Genomic DNA, 16,104 nt, shown 5'->3' on the forward strand with positions numbered 1-16,104 from the left:
ATAATATTTAAAGCAATATATATCAGTAAGTTAGAGTGATGTAAATATAACAAAATACAGGTTTTATTATTGGCATAGCGCTTGCTATTACCTTTGTGTCTATATTTTTTTATAAAAGGGAAGTGCTATGAAGAATAAACAAATAACGGTGAAAAAAGCCGGTGAATTTTTTCGTGACGGCATGACAATTATGGTCGGCGGATTTATGGGCGTTGGTACACCGCCGCGTTTAATGACTGAATTATTAGAATCCGGCGTCAAAGAGTTAACCATTATCGCCAATGATACCGCATTCGTGGATACCGGCCTGGGCCCGCTGATTGTCAACGGACGGGTGAAAAAAGTCATCGCTTCCCACATCGGGACAAACCCGGAAACCGGGCGGCGCATGATCGCCGGTGAAATGGAAGTACAGCTGATCCCGCAGGGCACGCTGGCAGAGCAAATCCGCTGCGGCGGTGCCGGACTGGGCGGATTCCTCACCCCGACCGGTGTCGGTACGGTCGTGGAAGAAGGCAAACAGAAAATTACCCTCGATGGCCGTGATTACCTCCTTGAACTTCCCCTCCGCGCTGATCTGGCGCTGATTCAGGCACAAAAAGCCGACCCGCTCGGCAACCTCACCTATGACCTCAGTGCCCGCAACTTTAACCCGCTGATGGCGCTGGCGGCGGATATCACCATTGCCGAACCGGACGAAATGGTCGCGGTGGGGGATATCGACCCGGATTGTGTTGCCACACCAGGGGCAATTATTGACTGGCTGATTGCAGAATAAGGAAAACATCATGAATGCAAAAGAATTAATCGCCCGCCGTGTGGCACTTGAACTGAATGACGGTGATGTGGTGAACCTCGGGATCGGGCTGCCGACACAGGTGGCGAACTATCTGCCGGAAGGCGTGCATATCACATTACAGTCAGAAAACGGTTTTCTCGGTCTCGGGCCGGTAACAACGCCGGATAAGAATCTGGTCAATGCAGGCGGTCAGCCGTGCGGTATTCTGCCGGGCGCGTCGATGTTTGACAGCGCCTTCTCTTTCGCGCTGATCCGCGGCGGTCATGTGGATGCCAGCGTACTGGGCGGCTTACAGGTGGATGAACAGGCAAACCTCGCCAACTGGGTGGTACCGGGCAAAATGGTGCCGGGTATGGGCGGTGCGATGGATCTCGTGACCGGTGCGCGCAAAGTGATCATAGCCATGGAGCACTGTGCAAAAGACGGTTCCGCCAAAATCCTGCCGGAGTGCACCATGCCGCTGACCGCCGTAAAAGCGGTGGATGTACTGGTGACGGAACTGGCGTTATTCCGCTTTGAAAACGATCAGATGATTTTGTGCGAATACGCGCCGGGTACGGATATCGATACCATCCGCGAAAAAACCGCAGCGCATTTTATTGTGTCACCGGATGTCTGTGAAATGCCGCTGGTGACTGCGGGGGAAGCCGTATGATAGGACGCATCTCACGAGTCATGACCCGTGTGGTGAGCCGCTATCTGCCGGATCCGCTGATCTTCGCAATGCTGCTGACCATGCTGACGTTTATCATCGCGCTGGCACTCACACCAAGCACACCAATGGATCTGGTGAACTTATGGGGAAACGGATTCTGGAACCTGCTGGCGTTCGGGATGCAGATGGCGCTGATCATCGTGACCGGTCACGCGCTGGCCAGCTCCCCGCCGGTTAAACGTATTCTGCGGCTGACTGCCTCACTGGCAAAAACCCCGGTTCAGGGTGTGATGCTGGTGACGTTTTTCGGCTCGGTTGCCTGTGTCATTAACTGGGGATTCGGGCTGGTGGTCGGGGCGATGTTTGCCCGCGAAGTGGCCCGCCGTGTACCGGGCTCTGACTACCCGCTGCTGATCGCCTGTGCCTATATCGGGTTTATGACCTGGGGTGGCGGTTTCTCCGGCTCTATGCCGCTGCTGGCCGCCACACCGGGTAACCCTGTCGAGCATATCGCCGGGCTTATTCCTGTCAGCCAGACCATGTTCACCGGGTATAACCTGTTTATCACCCTGACACTGATTCTGGTGATGCCGTTTGTCACCCGCATGATGATGCCGCGCAAAGACGACATCATGATGATCGACCCTGCGCTGCTCGAAGAAGAGCCGGATTTCCAGAAAAAATTACCGGAAGACGCGCCGGTTTCTCTCCGGATGGAAGAAAGCCGCCTTATCGCATGGATTATCGGGATTCTGGGCTTCACGTTCCTCGGCATGTATTTCATCAAAAACGGTTTCAACATCACCATTAACACCGTGAATATGATTTTCCTGCTGACCGGTCTGCTGCTGCATAAAACCCCTATGGCGTATATGCGTGCCGTCAGTGCCGCCGCCCGCAGTACCGCCGGGATCCTCGTGCAGTTCCCGTTCTATGCCGGTATCCAGCTCATGATGGAAGGCTCCGGACTGGGCGGGCTTATCACTGAATTCTTTATCAACGTCGCCAACAAAGAAACCTTCCCGCTGATGACGTTCTTCAGCTCTGCGCTGATCAACTTTGCCGTGCCGTCAGGCGGCGGTCACTGGGTGATTCAGGGGCCGTTTGTTATTCCGGCTGCCCAGGCGCTGGGGGCTGATCTCGGTAAGTCCGTGATGGCGATTGCCTACGGTGAACAGTGGATGAACATGGCGCAGCCGTTCTGGGCGCTTCCTGCACTGGCGATCGCCGGGCTGGGGGTCAGGGACATTATGGGGTACTGCATCACCGCCCTGCTGCTCTCGGCACCGATTTTCATTATCGGCCTCGCTTTCTTCTGACAGATACTAAACAGTAAGGATTTCGCAATGGAAAATATCGTTATTGTCAGTGCCGTGCGTACCGCAATCGGCAACTTTAACGGCGCACTGGCGGGTGTCAGTGCCGTGGAACTCGGCTCGGCAGTGGTCAGCGCGTTACTGAAAAAAACGCAGCTGGAACCGGGGCTGGTGGATGAAGTGATTATGGGGAACGTGCTACAGGCCGGACTCGGACAGAACCCTGCGCGCCAGATCCTGCTGCGCAGCGGTATACCGGAAAGCGCCTGTGCTTTCACCGTCAATAAAGTGTGCGGCTCCGGCCTGAAGAGTGTTGCGCTGGGCGCACAGGCGATCAGCAGCGGTGACGCGGACATTATTATCGCGGGCGGCACGGAAAATATGAGTCAGGCGCCGTATCTGCTCGACAGCCGTGCCCGCTGGGGTTACCGCCTGGGCGACGGTGCAGTGCATGATGTGATTCTGCGTGACGGGCTGTTATGTGCCGAGAATAACTATCACATGGGGATCACAGCGGAGAACATCGCCAAAGCCTATAACCTGACCCGCGAAGAGCAGGATGCACTGGCACTGTCATCACAGCAGAAAGCCGTCAGCGCGATTGAGCGCGGCGCCTTTAAGGCTGAAATCGTGCTGGTGACGGTGAAAAGCCGTAAAGGGGATATCGTGGTGGATACCGATGAATTCCCGAAAGCCGGATCAACGGCAGAAGGGCTGGCGAAACTGCGCCCGGCCTTTGATAAAGCGGGAACGGTGACTGCCGGTAATGCCTCCGGTATCAATGACGGTGCGGCAGCTCTGATGCTGATGACGGAAACCCGTGCTAAATCACTGGGACTGACACCGCTTGCCCGCATCCGGGGTTATGCCTCCGGCGGGGTTTCACCGTCGATGATGGGGCTGGGGCCGGTTCCGGCCACGCGGAAAGTGCTGGAGAAAACGGGGCTGTCACTGAAGGATATCGATCTTATCGAAGCCAACGAAGCATTTGCCTCCCAATTTCTCGCGGTCGGCCGTGACCTGGGTTTTGATCCTGACAAAGTAAACATCAACGGCGGGGCGATTGCCCTGGGTCACCCGATTGGTGCGAGTGGTGCCCGTATCCTGGTGACACTGCTGCATGCATTACAGGCTCAGAATAAAACCACCGGTCTGGCGACACTCTGTATCGGTGGCGGGCAGGGGATCGCGATGGTGATTGAACGTCTGTAATCCGGTGAAATAACAGGCGGATATTCAGCCGGTGGCAGGGTAACTGTCACCGGCTTTTTTGTGCCGGTTTCTGTGTTTCTGACAAAATTCGAATTAAGTTAATTTTTCGTGTAAAATATTTACATTAATTTAATTTATTAACTGCGGTTTGCTGTTCATATTAGGATGAGTCATCAACCTATTATGCTGAAATCCGATGTGTGGGATCAAACACACTTTTTCACATCCTGTAAAAACTCGGAATTTGTATTTGAATGGAGTGAAAACATATTTTTTTTCTAATTATTTGGTATGTAACACTTATTCTACTAATTCATTGTACTTTCAATCGATTAATATTTTGTAATATTATTTCGTTACACTATGATTTTAAAGGCGAAATATATCGAAACATTCAGTCTCATTTACCCCCTCATGTACTCACAAACAGCATAACCTTTGGTTTTTCAAAAATGGCCCTATGTACGATAAACTACTTATAGTTTTAAGTGTTTTTTCTATGATCAGTGAGCTAAATAAGGAATTTTAGTGATGGTCTTTATAGGGTTATTGATTAATGATGAAGAAATATGCGATATCCGAAGCTATCGGACAGGTTATCAGACAATACCGGACCAATGCAGGTTTAACCACAAAGCAGCTGGCACACAGAATAGGGATTAGCCAGCAGCAGCTCTCGCGTTATGAGCGGGGGGTAAACCGTATTGATGTGGATACGTTGTTGCGTGTCAGTCTGGCCTTTAAACTCACTTCGGGTCGTTTCTTTGAGGAAATGAATATGACCGGCACCGGGCTGGATGACATTCTTTATGAAAATGAAGAAGGGGATATTCAGGAAATCCGGATGAGCCTTATTGCGGACAGTATTATTTCCCCGCGCGATTTTTAATCACCATAATTTCCGCTTTTAAATAAAAAAGACAGACCAGTACAGCTGATTTGCGGATTACTGTACGGGTTTGCCGTGCCCGCCATCCGGCAGAAATAAAACTGTAATACAGATGACAGAGCAGCACCGGGACAAATTTCAGGCGAAAAAAAGCGGGAGATAATATCTCCCGCAACATGCTAACCAATCAAGGAACTTAATAATATATTGGTCAGAAGGACAGAGGTTTTTTTATTCAGACTGCGGTGCTGAGTTTTTTAACTTTCCGGAACCGGTGCTGTGACCGGTTCCGGGTTTTACTTTATTTCAGTCAGTGCGGGACACCGACGGATGGCCTGTTTTCTCTTACCCGTCACTCAAGGTATTTGAAGAACGGTGCGATGAGCAGCAGGATACCGAAGCCCATAACACACCAGGCTTTCCAGTCTTTGAATTTTTTCAGTTTCGCGACACGGAATACCAGGTAAACAGGAATTAAGCAGGAAACGATAGCGTATAACGGACTACCAATCTGGAAGAAGACAACCACGGAGAACCCTGTTGACACCCATGCAGTCAGTAATGCAACGATGAAGACAGAGATACAGATGTTTAATACGGTGTGGTTGATTTTCTCTTTATCCATGAAGCGGGAAAGGATGTTAACCGCAAGGCCTTTCACTGATTCCTGGAAGCCCAGATAGATACCGAAGAATGCTGTCAGAACTGCAAAGATGTTCAGAACGGTGGTCATCACACTCACGACCGCGCCCGGGATAACCTGAGCAGCAATAGCCAGTGCAGAAATGTTCTGTTCAAACGCGGATACGGCCTGCTCATGACTGATAGAGAACGTAAAGGAGAATGAGAAGAACAGGATGATTGTCACCAGGGTGATATAGGCCACGCGGTGAGCGCGGATAGCACGGTAGGTGGCAACACGTTTGTCTGATTCCAGTTTACGGTACGCGATGTTCATCGGGTTCAGAATCTGAACGAAGACCGCAGAGAAGAACGCAAACGGTACAGTCAGCAGCACGTCACGGGTAAAGTCACCAATCGGCGGGAATGCAGTGATGTTATTGAAATCCCAGTGAGGGATCATCACCAGACCCAGCGATACAATGATACCGACTTTGACGATAACCATCGGACCGGAGATTTTAAACAGCAGTTTCTCGCCCTTGGAGGCAATGAAAATCAGCGCGGCAAAGACAGCCACACGATAGATCAGTGAGCTTGAAAGCACACCCTCTGTAACACCAAACGTATGGAGATAAGAGGCACTGTCGAAAATAACAGAGAGAGAGTAAATAAAGATACCGTGGATAAGCATCAGGAAGTAAATAACTCCCAGCGCCACACCCCAGTTACTGCCCAGATACTGTGTGATTATGTTTGTGTAGTCTTCACATTCTTCACTTTCAGACAGCGTATTCATGTACAGCTTCTGCAACATATAGGTTGCCGGATACGCAATCATGAAAGCTAAAATAAATACCCAAATACCTTTCAGACCGATCTGAATCGGCATTACAACGGTACCGGCACCGATCGCCATACCAATACAAAGTACTACCCAGCCGGCGTCATACATTGTAAATGGTATTTTGCCCAGCGCTTTCGCGGAATTCTCGGTTGAGGTCATGTCCGCCATACTAAGCCCCCTTGGTTTTCATAATAATTTATTGTGATTATGGTTTCTAAAAAATTTCAGCACTGCGTTGTTCTTTTTATTACCGCTAAAAATAACCTGTTAAATACTTAAAAAGCACGCCGGAGAGAATTCAGAGTGGCTCTCAATGAATTTTTCCGCGTGCTTCGTGTACTCACCCCGTCTGTGTGTTAACGGCAAATGAGGTGAGTACATACTGCAGGACTTAATTTTCCGCTCTGGTCTTAAGCAACTGCTTTCGCAATAGCCTGTTCCAGGTCAGCAATGATGTCTTCAGGTGTTTCCAGACCGACAGAGATACGAATCAGACCATCGGTGATACCTGCTTTCAGACGCTCTTCAGCCGGAACCGGAGAGTGAGTCATTGATGCAGGGTGCTGAATCAGAGTTTCAGTATCGCCCAGGCTTACTGCCAGCATGCATAACTCAACAGAGTCCATCACTTTACGGCCTGCTTCGATACCGCCTTTGATTTCAAAGCTGATCATACCGCCGAAGTTGCTCATCTGTTTTTTCGCTAACTCGTGCTGCGGGTGAGACGGCAGACCAGGGTAGAATACTGCTTCTACGTTCGGGTTAGATTCCAGATATTTAGCCACTTTCATTGCGTTAGAGCAGTGACGTTCCATACGGACGTGCAGTGTTTTCAGACCGCGCAGGGTTAACCATGCGTTGAACGGGCTCATTACACCACCGGTGATGTCTTTAACACCAACCAGACGGGCAGGAACCAGGAAGTCAGCAGGACCGACAATCACACCACCGATAACGTCGCCGTGGCCGTTGATGTATTTGGTCACACTGTGAACCACGATGTCTGCACCTAATTCCAGAGGACGCTGGCAGTACGGAGACATGAAGGTGTTATCCACAACCAGCATTGCGCCGCCTTCGTGAGCAACATTTGCCGCTGCTTCGAGGTCGATCATTGCCAGAGTCGGGTTAGCCGGAGTTTCGACGTAAACCATTTTGGTGTTTGGTTTCATCGCCGCTTTGATGTTCGCAGGGTCATTTGCACGAACGAAAGTGACTTCGATACCGAATTTAGGCAGGGTGTGAGACAGCAGAGCATAAGTACAGCCGTACAGAGTGTCAGAAGCAACGATATGGTCGCCCTGGCCGCACATAGTCAGGATAGTGGTAGAGATAGCTGCGATACCGGAAGAAGTCGCCAGAGCTGCTTCGCCGTTTTCCAGTACACGCATTTTTTCTTCTAATGCTGCGTTAGTAGGGTTACCTAAACGTGAGTAGATATAACCTTCTTCTTCTAATGCGAAACGTGCTGCCCCTTGTGCTGCGCTGTCGAAGACGAATGTAGAGGTCTGATAGATTGGGGTTGATAACGCACCAGTCAGTGGATCAGCCTGCTGGCCAGCGTGAACAATCTTAGTGTCATAACCTTTATTCGTATAATCGTGCATAAATCCTCCAAAGAATAATTTTTTATTATGCCAACATGTGTTGTTGTTGCAGTAATAAAAGCAATAGCCGTGCCAACTCAGGAGTTATTTTTATAACACATTGAATTAAAAGAGATAAATAATTTTAAGGTATAGATTAGACAAAGTCAGTGCGGAGGAAGTGGAAAGCGGACTGTAAGTAAAAATGACAAAGTGGAAAGAAAGTTGACAGTAAGTTGCCACTTTCTGATAGTGAGGTTAATCACATTGAGGGATAAAACCGGACTTGCGTCACATTATAGCCCCAAAAGGGAAGGGTGATCCAGATCTCTTTTTAAATTTTTTCCTGAATCGATACGTCCGGCGGTTGATAATGATCAAAGCCATGAATAATCAATTCCATTAATTACCGCGCGTTTAATGATTTGCCACTCCAATAAATGCAGGTGTAAACCTGACAATCTGCGGACTTTTTTTCATAGAATTGAGATATCTGGCGGGTACAAGCCGACTGAACTTGTTTATAGTAAGTAACGTAACAAAACCCAAAATAACAATTACACTCTGTATGATAAGGCTACTTATCATATGGTTTTTTTATTGCGCACTATTTTGTTGTATTTCACCCTTTGTTCACCTCTCAGTGATTACCTAAGATGGGTTAACCCTGGTCGGGTGGGTGAAAAATGAGCACTACATACACTAACCGGGAGTGACTAATCACATGTCTGCATATAGATGGTTAATTAATACCATTGACCGCGTCGCCATGGTGGAAGAAGTCATCAATGAATTTTCGGCCTCCGAAATCAGCATTAATTCCATGGAAGTCTTTCCGTGCAAAATTTATGTCAAATTCAATACGGAGTGCGAGCGGGATGTTAAGCTGCTGCTGAGCAAACTCCTGCTTAATCCTGATGTTATCAGTGTCACCCGTTCCAAATTACAGCCCTACGAGCGTAAAGAAAAAGAATTACAGGCGATTCTGGAATCCACCACGGACGGCATTATCGGTATCAATAATCAGGGTAATATCAACTACTTCAACAAAGTGGCGGAAGACTTTTTCTCGATCTCACGGGAAAATATTGTCGGCGTCAATATCAGCAAAATTCTCAGCGGCAAAAACCAGTCGGTGCTCACCAAACTGCTCGGCGGCAACAGTTTCGATCACTATCAGATGGTCACCAGTACGCCGAAAGGGGAGTTGTACTATATCTGCTCCGGCCGTCCGATTCTGAGTGAAGAGTCTCAGGTGATGGGGGCGGTTATCACCTTCAAGAGTCTGCGCTCAGTGCAGCAAATGGCGTCTTCGGTGAATAAAAGCCTGCCGTTCAGCTTTGATGACATTATCTGTGAAAGCGAAATCATGATGAACCTGATTGATTTCGCTAAAAAAATCTCAATAAGCCCGTATACGGTACTGATCCGCGGTGAAACCGGTACCGGTAAAGAGCTGTTTGCCCGCGCCATTCATAACGCCAGCGACCGCAGCGCTCACCCGTTTGCGCCGATTAACTGTGCGGCACTGCCGGAAAACCTGATTGAAAGTGAGCTGTTCGGTTATGAGGGCGGCGCGTTCAGCGGCGCCAGCAAGGGCGGAAAGATGGGGTTGTTTGAATCCGCCAACCACGGCACCGTGTTTCTGGATGAATTCGGCGAGCTTTCCCTTATCCTGCAAAGTAAATTACTGCGGGTATTACAGGAAGGCGTGATCCGCCGCGTCGGCGGGCACAAAGAGATCCCGGTGGATGTGCGGATCATTGTCGCCACCAACCGGAATCTGGAAGAGATGATCGAGAACAAATCGTTCCGTGAAGATCTCTATTACCGGATCAACGTGATCCCGATTAATATCCCGCCGCTGAAAGAGCGGAAGACGGATATCCCGCTGTTACTGCAGCGCTTTATCAGCAAATACACGACAGAGCTGAATAAACAGCTCAGTCTGTCCCAGGATGCATATCACCAGTTAATGGCCTATTCCTGGCCGGGTAACGTGCGGGAACTGCAAAACGTGATTTTGCGGGCCATCCATCTGGCTTCCGGCCGGGAAATTACCGTCGGGGATCTGTGGCTGCCCCATGAGGAAGTGATGGCCTCTCCGGTGCTCAGGCCGCAGCCGGTACCGAAAACGGAAATACCCCCTGCGGTATTGCCGGTGCAGGAAGATATCAACCTGAAAGAGTCTCTTGCGCGGCAGGAAAAAAGCCTGCTGGAAGATTATCTGCGCCGCTACGGTTCGGCCCGCAAAGTGTCCCGTGAAATCGGGATGTCTCACACCACCGTACTGAATAAAGCCCGTTACTATAATCTGGAGCATCTGCTGACCTACAGCACTGTGCGCCGGTCAGCAGACAAAACAGATTAATACGGATTATCATCCCCGCCGGCAGCGGTCCGGCGGGCGGTTTCGTAAGCATCGATAGCGCGGATCCTCGCCATCCGGTGATCCACCACCGGTTTCGGATAATCAATCTCACGCTGATTTTTCTCCGCCCATTCATGGGGTGTATGAATGTATTTCGCAGGTACTTCTGCCAGCTCCGGCAGCCAGCGGCGGATAAAGCTGCCGTCCGGATCAAACCGTTTTCCCTGCGTGACCGGGTTGAAAATCCGGAAATACGGCACCGAATCATGACCGGTGGAGGCTGCCCACTGCCAGCCGCCGTTATTGGCGGCAAATTCACCGTCAATCAGCTGTGACATAAAATAGTGCTCGCCGCGCCGCCAGTCAGTCAGTAAATCCTTGACCAGAAAACTGGCCGTGATCATCCGCAGGCGGTTATGCATCCAGCCGGTTTCATTCAGCTGGCGCATGGCCGCATCGACCAGCGGGAACCCGGTTTTACCCTGCTGCCAGGCAAGCAGCCCGCTGTTATCCGGTGACCAGATAATGGACTCTGTCCAGCGCTGCATCGGGCGGTGACGGCTGATATCCGGGTACTGTGCCAGCTGATGCAGATAAAATTCCCGCCAGATAAGCTCACTGAGCCAGGTATAAGCGCCGCTTTCCGGCTCATCAGCGACCATCGGGAAATGCAGGCGCAGACGGCTCAGGCACTGGCGGGGGGACAAAATTCCGGTAGCGAGATACGCGGAGATGCGGCTGGTGCCGTCAATCGCCGGAAAATCCCGTTCTGTTTTGTAATCCGCAGCCTGTTTCTGACAAAAATCCGCCAGCCGCTGCAGTGCGGCCTCTTCTCCGGAAGGGAAGAGGGCATGCTCCTGCTGCGGCAGATTAAGCGGTGCCGGGGAGACCGGCTGGCCTTTGGCCTCCGGTACCGGCAGCACGCGGACGGTGGTCTGCATCAGTGCGGTGAGAAATGCGCGCCGGAACGGGGTGAACACTTTGTAGAGTCCGCCTTGTTGTGTGCTCACACTGCCCGGCGGCAGCAGGACACTGTCATCAAAGGCATAAAAGCGGCAGGTGTCCGGCAGACGCGCGGCAAAGCGGGCATCACGGCGCTGTTCATTCAGCCCGTACTGTTTATTGACATAGACAGCGGGGATACGATGTTCGCGGCACCACGCGGCCAGCCAGTCAGCGGCATCCTCAAAGGTATGGCACGGCTGCACATGCAGGGTGATCCCGAGTGCGGCTGCGGATGTGTTCAGCGCGTGCAGCTGACAGAAAATCAGCGCCTGCTGTGACGGGGACATAGTGTGCTGCTCCCACTGTCCCGGCGTGAGTGTAAAAATCAGTTTTACCTGCCGGTGTGCCTGACAGGCGGCGTAAAGCGCCGTGTTATCTGTCAGCCGCAGATCGTGCTGCAGCCAGACAACGGCCGGTGCTGAATCCGTCATAACTTTACCTCCCGCATAAACAATAAAAGGGCCCGCATCCGGAGAGGCGGGCCTGAGCAGGACATCAGTCCAGTTTAGGGTGCTGATCAATCAGTGACTGACGGCGTTTCTGCAACGCGGCAATCTCCTCATCAATCGCCTCAATCTTGTGTTCGATATTATCGTAATGCTCGAGCAAAATCTCTTTGGCTTCCGCGCGGTCAGATGCGGCCGGTGTGGCGCCGCGTAATGGCTTATTGGCGGTTTCTTTCATCACAATCGCAGTAATCATCCCGATAACGGCAATCACCATCAGATAATAGGCCGGCATATACAGATTATTGGTCGCCTCGACCAGCCAGGCGGCGGCGGTCGGGGTGGCACCGGCAATCAGCACTGAGATATTGAATGAGATAGCCAGTGCACTGTAACGGATTTTTGTCGGGAAAATGGCCGGTAAAATAGAGGCCATCACACCGGTAAAGCAGTTAAGCAGCACCGCCAGGATCAGTAAGCCTAAGAAAATCAGGCCGATGACACCACTGTTAATCAGCATAAATGCCGGAATGGCCAGCACAAATAACCCGATACTGCCCGCGAGGACAAACGGTTTACGGCCGATGCGGTCACTCATCATCCCGATCAGAGGCTGTACGAACAGCATGCCAATCATAATCGCGATAATAATCAGCACACCGTGATCCGCACTGTAATTCAGGTTATGCGACAGATAACTCGGCATATAGGTCAGCAGCATGTAATAAGTGACGTTGGTGGCAATCACCAGCCCGACACAAATCATCAGACCCTTACCGTACTGTGAGGCAATGCTGCGCAGTGAAACGCGGGGCTTATCTTCGCCGGTTTCCGGGTTGGCATTTTTCATATCCTCAACATGCTGCTGGAAAGCCGGTGTTTCCTCCAGGGCATGACGCAGATACAGGCCGATAACGCCCAGCGGCAGCGCCAGGAAGAACGGGATACGCCAGCCCCATTCACGGAAGGTTTCCTCACCGAGAATACTGGAGATCAGCACCACCACACCGGCACCGCAGACGAAACCGGCAATCGAGCCGAAGTCCAGCCAGCTGCCCATAAATCCGCGTTTACGATCCGGTGAATATTCCGCTACAAAGATAGCTGCACCGGAATACTCACCGCCCACGGAGAAACCCTGAGCCAGTTTTGCCAGCAGTAACAGCACCGGTGCCCAGATCCCGATACTTTCATAAGACGGGATGAGACCGATACAGAAGGTACTGACAGCCATAATAATGATGGTGACGGAAAGCACTTTCTGGCGGCCGAATTTGTCGCCCATAATGCCGAAAAAGACCCCGCCCAGCGGACGTACCAAAAACGGTACGGAGAACGTCGCTAACGCCGCGATCATCTGTATGCCCGGGGAGGCGGAAGGGAAGAAGACCTGACCCAGCACATACGCCAGGAAGCCGTAGACCCCGAAATCAAACCACTCCATGGCATTACCCAGTGAGGCAGCGGTGATGGCTTTCTTTAATTTTCCATCATCAATGATAGTAATATCATTGATATTTAAAGGTTTTTGTTTTGTTTTCTTGCGTCTCATCGTTGTATCCTTTTGTTTTATGACGGGGATTCACGTAACTGAGATTTCACTCAAATCTGCAATGACTTTTTGTGTGATAGTGAATTCATCGGCAGCAGGAGATGTTTAATACTAAATTGGTAAGTATAAATACGTATTTTTTCCCGTATTCATGTTTCCCGTTAAATAGATTGATTGTTGAATATGTGACGCTAACGGCAGACGGTACAGGAAACCGCAGACAGGACAGGAAGAATAGGAAAGTATTGTGTTGTAATAACCAAAAAAAGCACCTTTGTTTTGAAACGAGGTCACCTAATTTAGCATAAATCATAATTTTTGTAAAATTAGTGGGTTTTTGTACTAATTAATATCGTGTATTTGGCATTTAACTTCTCTGTATCGTAAAGTGTTCAATGCTATTTTTTTCTGAAAAATCAACGGAAGTGCAGATCACCCCGGAAATAAGGCATCTTAAACGGATGCTTTTCAACATATTTTGTTGTGTGAAACGGAACGTGTTTAGTATCACAATCCGATGTATTTTAAATTATCAGCATAATTATAATGTGAATGGTTTAAATTTAAGCAATATATAGGGTGGTTTCAGAAAACAGACAATGTTATCAGTATGTTTCACCTGATTTCTCAATTTTCTGTATGCGTTTTCCTGATAATTACATCTGATGTAATTAACGCATAATCACAGTCCTCAATGATTTCTTTACGTAATAATAAGATAAACTTTGGTGTTATCTGCTGAATATGAAAATCATGCAGTGATATCTGCCAACAGCAATTTAAGAAAGATATAAATGTTTCAAGATATATCGTTTTTTTTCCATTTAATTGTGGTTTGTTACTCTATTAAAGCTAAATAATTACTATTTTATACCACTAATGAGTCATTTTATTTTTAGTGGTTTATACCTGGTACGGGGGTGAAAGAAAAGGTAAATATACTATAATACATAGGGTTATCACTCTTTCGGACACCGAATAATTCTTTTTTTTACAATTCGTTAGGTGCCGGAGCGGTAGGTTTCAATTTGGTAAATGAATATGTAATATGTGTTTCAACATGTGTACGAGGCTGGTTTGCATAAGTACATACATGCGGCAGTTAAAACAACAACAAAGAGTAAAACTTTGTGAATATCAATTGGTCCACTTTCTTTAATAAACGCATATTTTTGTTAGTCATCAGAGAGGAATCTGATGGTTATCACAGCCATATGTGAGGGATAGCGACATGACCAAAGCAAAAAACTCGATAGCACGCGCCGTCGGGCAAAAAATTCAGGTGTTACGGAAAGATCACGGCATTACTGCAGCAAGACTGGCTGAAATGATTGAAATCAGTCAGCAGCAGATGTCACGTTATGAACGTGGTGTAAACCGTGTTGATGTGGATTGTTTAGTCCGTATTGCGGATATCTTTGAAGTACCGGTTGGCTGGTTCTTCACCGAGATTGAAGGCCGGGGTAAACGCGACAGCGGAAATGAACGGGAATCCTGGAAAGCAGAAACCGTTATTTTGCCGGTCGAATCTGAACTGATGTAATTTCGTGATATTGAGTGATACTGAATCTCATCTCAAAAATCCGTTATTAGCCTGCTAATAACGGATACCGCTTTTTGCGGGACGTGTTTATTTCTTCATCACCCGCCTTGTGCTATCATCCTGATACACAGCATGTTGTATTACTCTTATAACCCTGTTTATCAATAATTTTAATATTTTGAATCCGTTTTATAACTGGATAAATAAGCAATGAACATTAATCAGCTCAAAAGTTTTGTTGAGGTGGTCAGGAGTGACTTTAATATCACGAATGCCGCCGAGAAGCTGTATACCTCGCAGCCGACAGTGAGCAAGCAGCTTAAAATTCTTGAAGATGAACTGAACGTTTCTTTATTCAACCGGAAAAATAATAACTTATTATCGCTCAGTCCGATTGGTGAAGAAGTTCATCGTGTTGCCTGCGATATTCTGGCGCAGTTTGATAAAATTAAAAGTCTGGTATCACACGAAGATACCACGACAAAACAGAATCTCCGTATTGCCACCACCCACACGCAAATCCGTTATAAATTACCGAAAGTGATTGAACGCTTTAATGCGCGTTACCCGAACATTTCGCTGCATTTCCATCAGGGTGCTCCGGCACAGCTGGCGGAAATGGTGAAAAACGGGGATGTGGATTTTGCAATCGCCACCGAATCCCTGCATCTGTATGACGATTTACTGACACTGCCGTGCTATCAGTGGTCCCGCAGTGCGATTGTACCGCACGATCACCCGCTGGCACAGAATGAGCAGCTGACGATTCAGGAGCTGGCTCATTATCCGCTGATCACCTATGTATTCGGATTCACCGGCCGTTCCAAGCTGGATCAGGTATTTTATCAGAACCACCTGACGCCGAATGTGGTATTAACCGCGGTCGATACGGAAATTATTAAATTCTATGTGAAGCGCGGAGCGGGTGTCGGTGTTATTTCCACCGTGGCGTTTGATCCGGCGGAAGACAGTGACTCACTGCGCTGTATTAATATCGGTAATCTGGTGAAACCGAGCTATACCCATATTTGTATCAGCCGTCATACACATCTGAAGGATTATATGTATGACTTTATTTCCTGTTATGCGCCGCATCTTGACCTGAATTATATTCACCAGCCGGAACAGTGGCTGCCGGTTGATCCTAAAGCCCGTGACCGGCTTTACCGCGCATTGCCTGAGCTCTGATTCCTTTGTATTCCGGATAAAAAAAGCCCGGTAACGTCTGTTACCGGGCTTTGTGTTTGCTGTGTGTAATCTTT

General features: G+C 49.0%; 12 protein-coding genes. 8 read left to right on the forward strand and 4 right to left on the reverse strand.

The window, feature by feature from the left end:
• Positions 1-127: 127 nt before the first annotated feature.
• The 5 genes from atoD (at position 128) to GN208_RS13315 (ending at position 4,871) form a co-directional block, all read left to right on the forward strand.
• Positions 128-778 (forward strand): acetate CoA-transferase subunit alpha, encoded by a 651-nt coding sequence (atoD, locus tag GN208_RS13295; protein ID WP_004237936.1) that lies wholly within the window; start codon positions 128-130, stop codon positions 776-778.
• A gap of 10 nt (positions 779-788) precedes the next feature.
• Positions 789-1,454, forward strand: a complete 666-nt coding sequence (locus GN208_RS13300) for a 3-oxoacid CoA-transferase subunit B (protein ID WP_015422347.1) — start codon at positions 789-791, stop codon at positions 1,452-1,454.
• Complete coding sequence (locus tag GN208_RS13305; protein WP_015422346.1) at positions 1,451-2,773, forward strand: TIGR00366 family protein; 1,323 nt, start codon at positions 1,451-1,453, stop codon at positions 2,771-2,773. The genes GN208_RS13300 and GN208_RS13305 overlap by 4 nt, the downstream gene beginning before the upstream one ends.
• A 27-nt stretch (positions 2,774-2,800) precedes the next feature.
• Positions 2,801-3,982, forward strand: coding sequence for an acetyl-CoA C-acetyltransferase (locus GN208_RS13310; RefSeq protein WP_243828440.1), 1,182 nt, complete (start codon positions 2,801-2,803; stop codon positions 3,980-3,982).
• Positions 3,983-4,538: 556 nt separating this feature from the next.
• Entirely contained in the window at positions 4,539-4,871 is a 333-nt protein-coding gene (locus GN208_RS13315) for a helix-turn-helix transcriptional regulator (protein ID WP_243828441.1), read from the forward strand.
• A gap of 352 nt (positions 4,872-5,223) precedes the next feature.
• Here GN208_RS13315 and GN208_RS13320 read toward each other — a convergent pair whose 3' ends face one another.
• Positions 5,224-6,507 (reverse strand): amino acid permease, encoded by a 1,284-nt coding sequence (locus GN208_RS13320; protein WP_004237942.1) that lies wholly within the window; start codon positions 6,505-6,507, stop codon positions 5,224-5,226.
• Between the two features lie 242 nt (positions 6,508-6,749).
• Positions 6,750-7,946: a methionine gamma-lyase gene (gene megL, locus GN208_RS13325; RefSeq protein ID WP_004904656.1), complete on the reverse strand. Its 1,197-nt coding sequence runs from the start codon at positions 7,944-7,946 to the stop codon at positions 6,750-6,752.
• A gap of 703 nt (positions 7,947-8,649) precedes the next feature.
• On the opposite strand from megL, the gene GN208_RS13330 reads away from it, so the two are divergent.
• Complete coding sequence (locus tag GN208_RS13330; RefSeq protein ID WP_004237944.1) at positions 8,650-10,296, forward strand: sigma 54-interacting transcriptional regulator; 1,647 nt, start codon at positions 8,650-8,652, stop codon at positions 10,294-10,296.
• Here GN208_RS13330 and phrB read toward each other — a convergent pair.
• Complete coding sequence (gene phrB, locus GN208_RS13335; RefSeq protein ID WP_004237945.1) at positions 10,293-11,732, reverse strand: deoxyribodipyrimidine photo-lyase; 1,440 nt, start codon at positions 11,730-11,732, stop codon at positions 10,293-10,295. The genes GN208_RS13330 and phrB overlap by 4 nt on opposite strands.
• Positions 11,733-11,796: 64 nt before the next feature.
• The gene (proP, locus tag GN208_RS13340) at positions 11,797-13,299 is read right to left on the reverse strand and encodes a glycine betaine/L-proline transporter ProP (RefSeq protein ID WP_004237946.1); all 1,503 of its coding nucleotides are present in this window, start codon (positions 13,297-13,299) and stop codon (positions 11,797-11,799) included.
• Positions 13,300-14,530: 1,231 nt separating this feature from the next.
• Between proP and GN208_RS13345 the strand changes: the two genes are divergently transcribed.
• Entirely contained in the window at positions 14,531-14,842 is a 312-nt protein-coding gene (locus GN208_RS13345) for a helix-turn-helix transcriptional regulator (RefSeq protein WP_004237947.1), read from the forward strand.
• 210 nt (positions 14,843-15,052) lie between these two features.
• Positions 15,053-16,030, forward strand: a complete 978-nt coding sequence (locus GN208_RS13350) for a LysR substrate-binding domain-containing protein (protein ID WP_004237948.1) — start codon at positions 15,053-15,055, stop codon at positions 16,028-16,030.
• The last annotated feature ends 74 nt before the right edge of the window (positions 16,031-16,104 follow it).

The organism is Morganella sp. HSTU-ASny43, assembly GCF_022819185.1.
Taxonomy (GTDB): domain Bacteria; phylum Pseudomonadota; class Gammaproteobacteria; order Enterobacterales; family Enterobacteriaceae; genus Morganella; species Morganella morganii.

Coding starts and splice junctions, on each gene's coding strand:
- GN208_RS13310 (WP_243828440.1), top strand. CDS start 2,801: ATGGAAAATATCGTTATTGTCAGTGCCGTGCGTACCGCAATCGGCAAC.
- GN208_RS13300 (WP_015422347.1), top strand. CDS start 789: ATGAATGCAAAAGAATTAATCGCCCGCCGTGTGGCACTTGAACTGAAT.
- atoD (WP_004237936.1), top strand. CDS start 128: ATGAAGAATAAACAAATAACGGTGAAAAAAGCCGGTGAATTTTTTCGT.
- GN208_RS13315 (WP_243828441.1), top strand. CDS start 4,539: ATGATGAAGAAATATGCGATATCCGAAGCTATCGGACAGGTTATCAGA.
- GN208_RS13320 (WP_004237942.1), bottom strand. CDS start 6,507: ATGGCGGACATGACCTCAACCGAGAATTCCGCGAAAGCGCTGGGCAAA.
- GN208_RS13350 (WP_004237948.1), top strand. CDS start 15,053: ATGAACATTAATCAGCTCAAAAGTTTTGTTGAGGTGGTCAGGAGTGAC.
- GN208_RS13305 (WP_015422346.1), top strand. CDS start 1,451: ATGATAGGACGCATCTCACGAGTCATGACCCGTGTGGTGAGCCGCTAT.
- proP (WP_004237946.1), bottom strand. CDS start 13,299: ATGAGACGCAAGAAAACAAAACAAAAACCTTTAAATATCAATGATATT.
- GN208_RS13345 (WP_004237947.1), top strand. CDS start 14,531: ATGACCAAAGCAAAAAACTCGATAGCACGCGCCGTCGGGCAAAAAATT.
- GN208_RS13330 (WP_004237944.1), top strand. CDS start 8,650: ATGTCTGCATATAGATGGTTAATTAATACCATTGACCGCGTCGCCATG.
- phrB (WP_004237945.1), bottom strand. CDS start 11,732: ATGACGGATTCAGCACCGGCCGTTGTCTGGCTGCAGCACGATCTGCGG.
- megL (WP_004904656.1), bottom strand. CDS start 7,946: ATGCACGATTATACGAATAAAGGTTATGACACTAAGATTGTTCACGCT.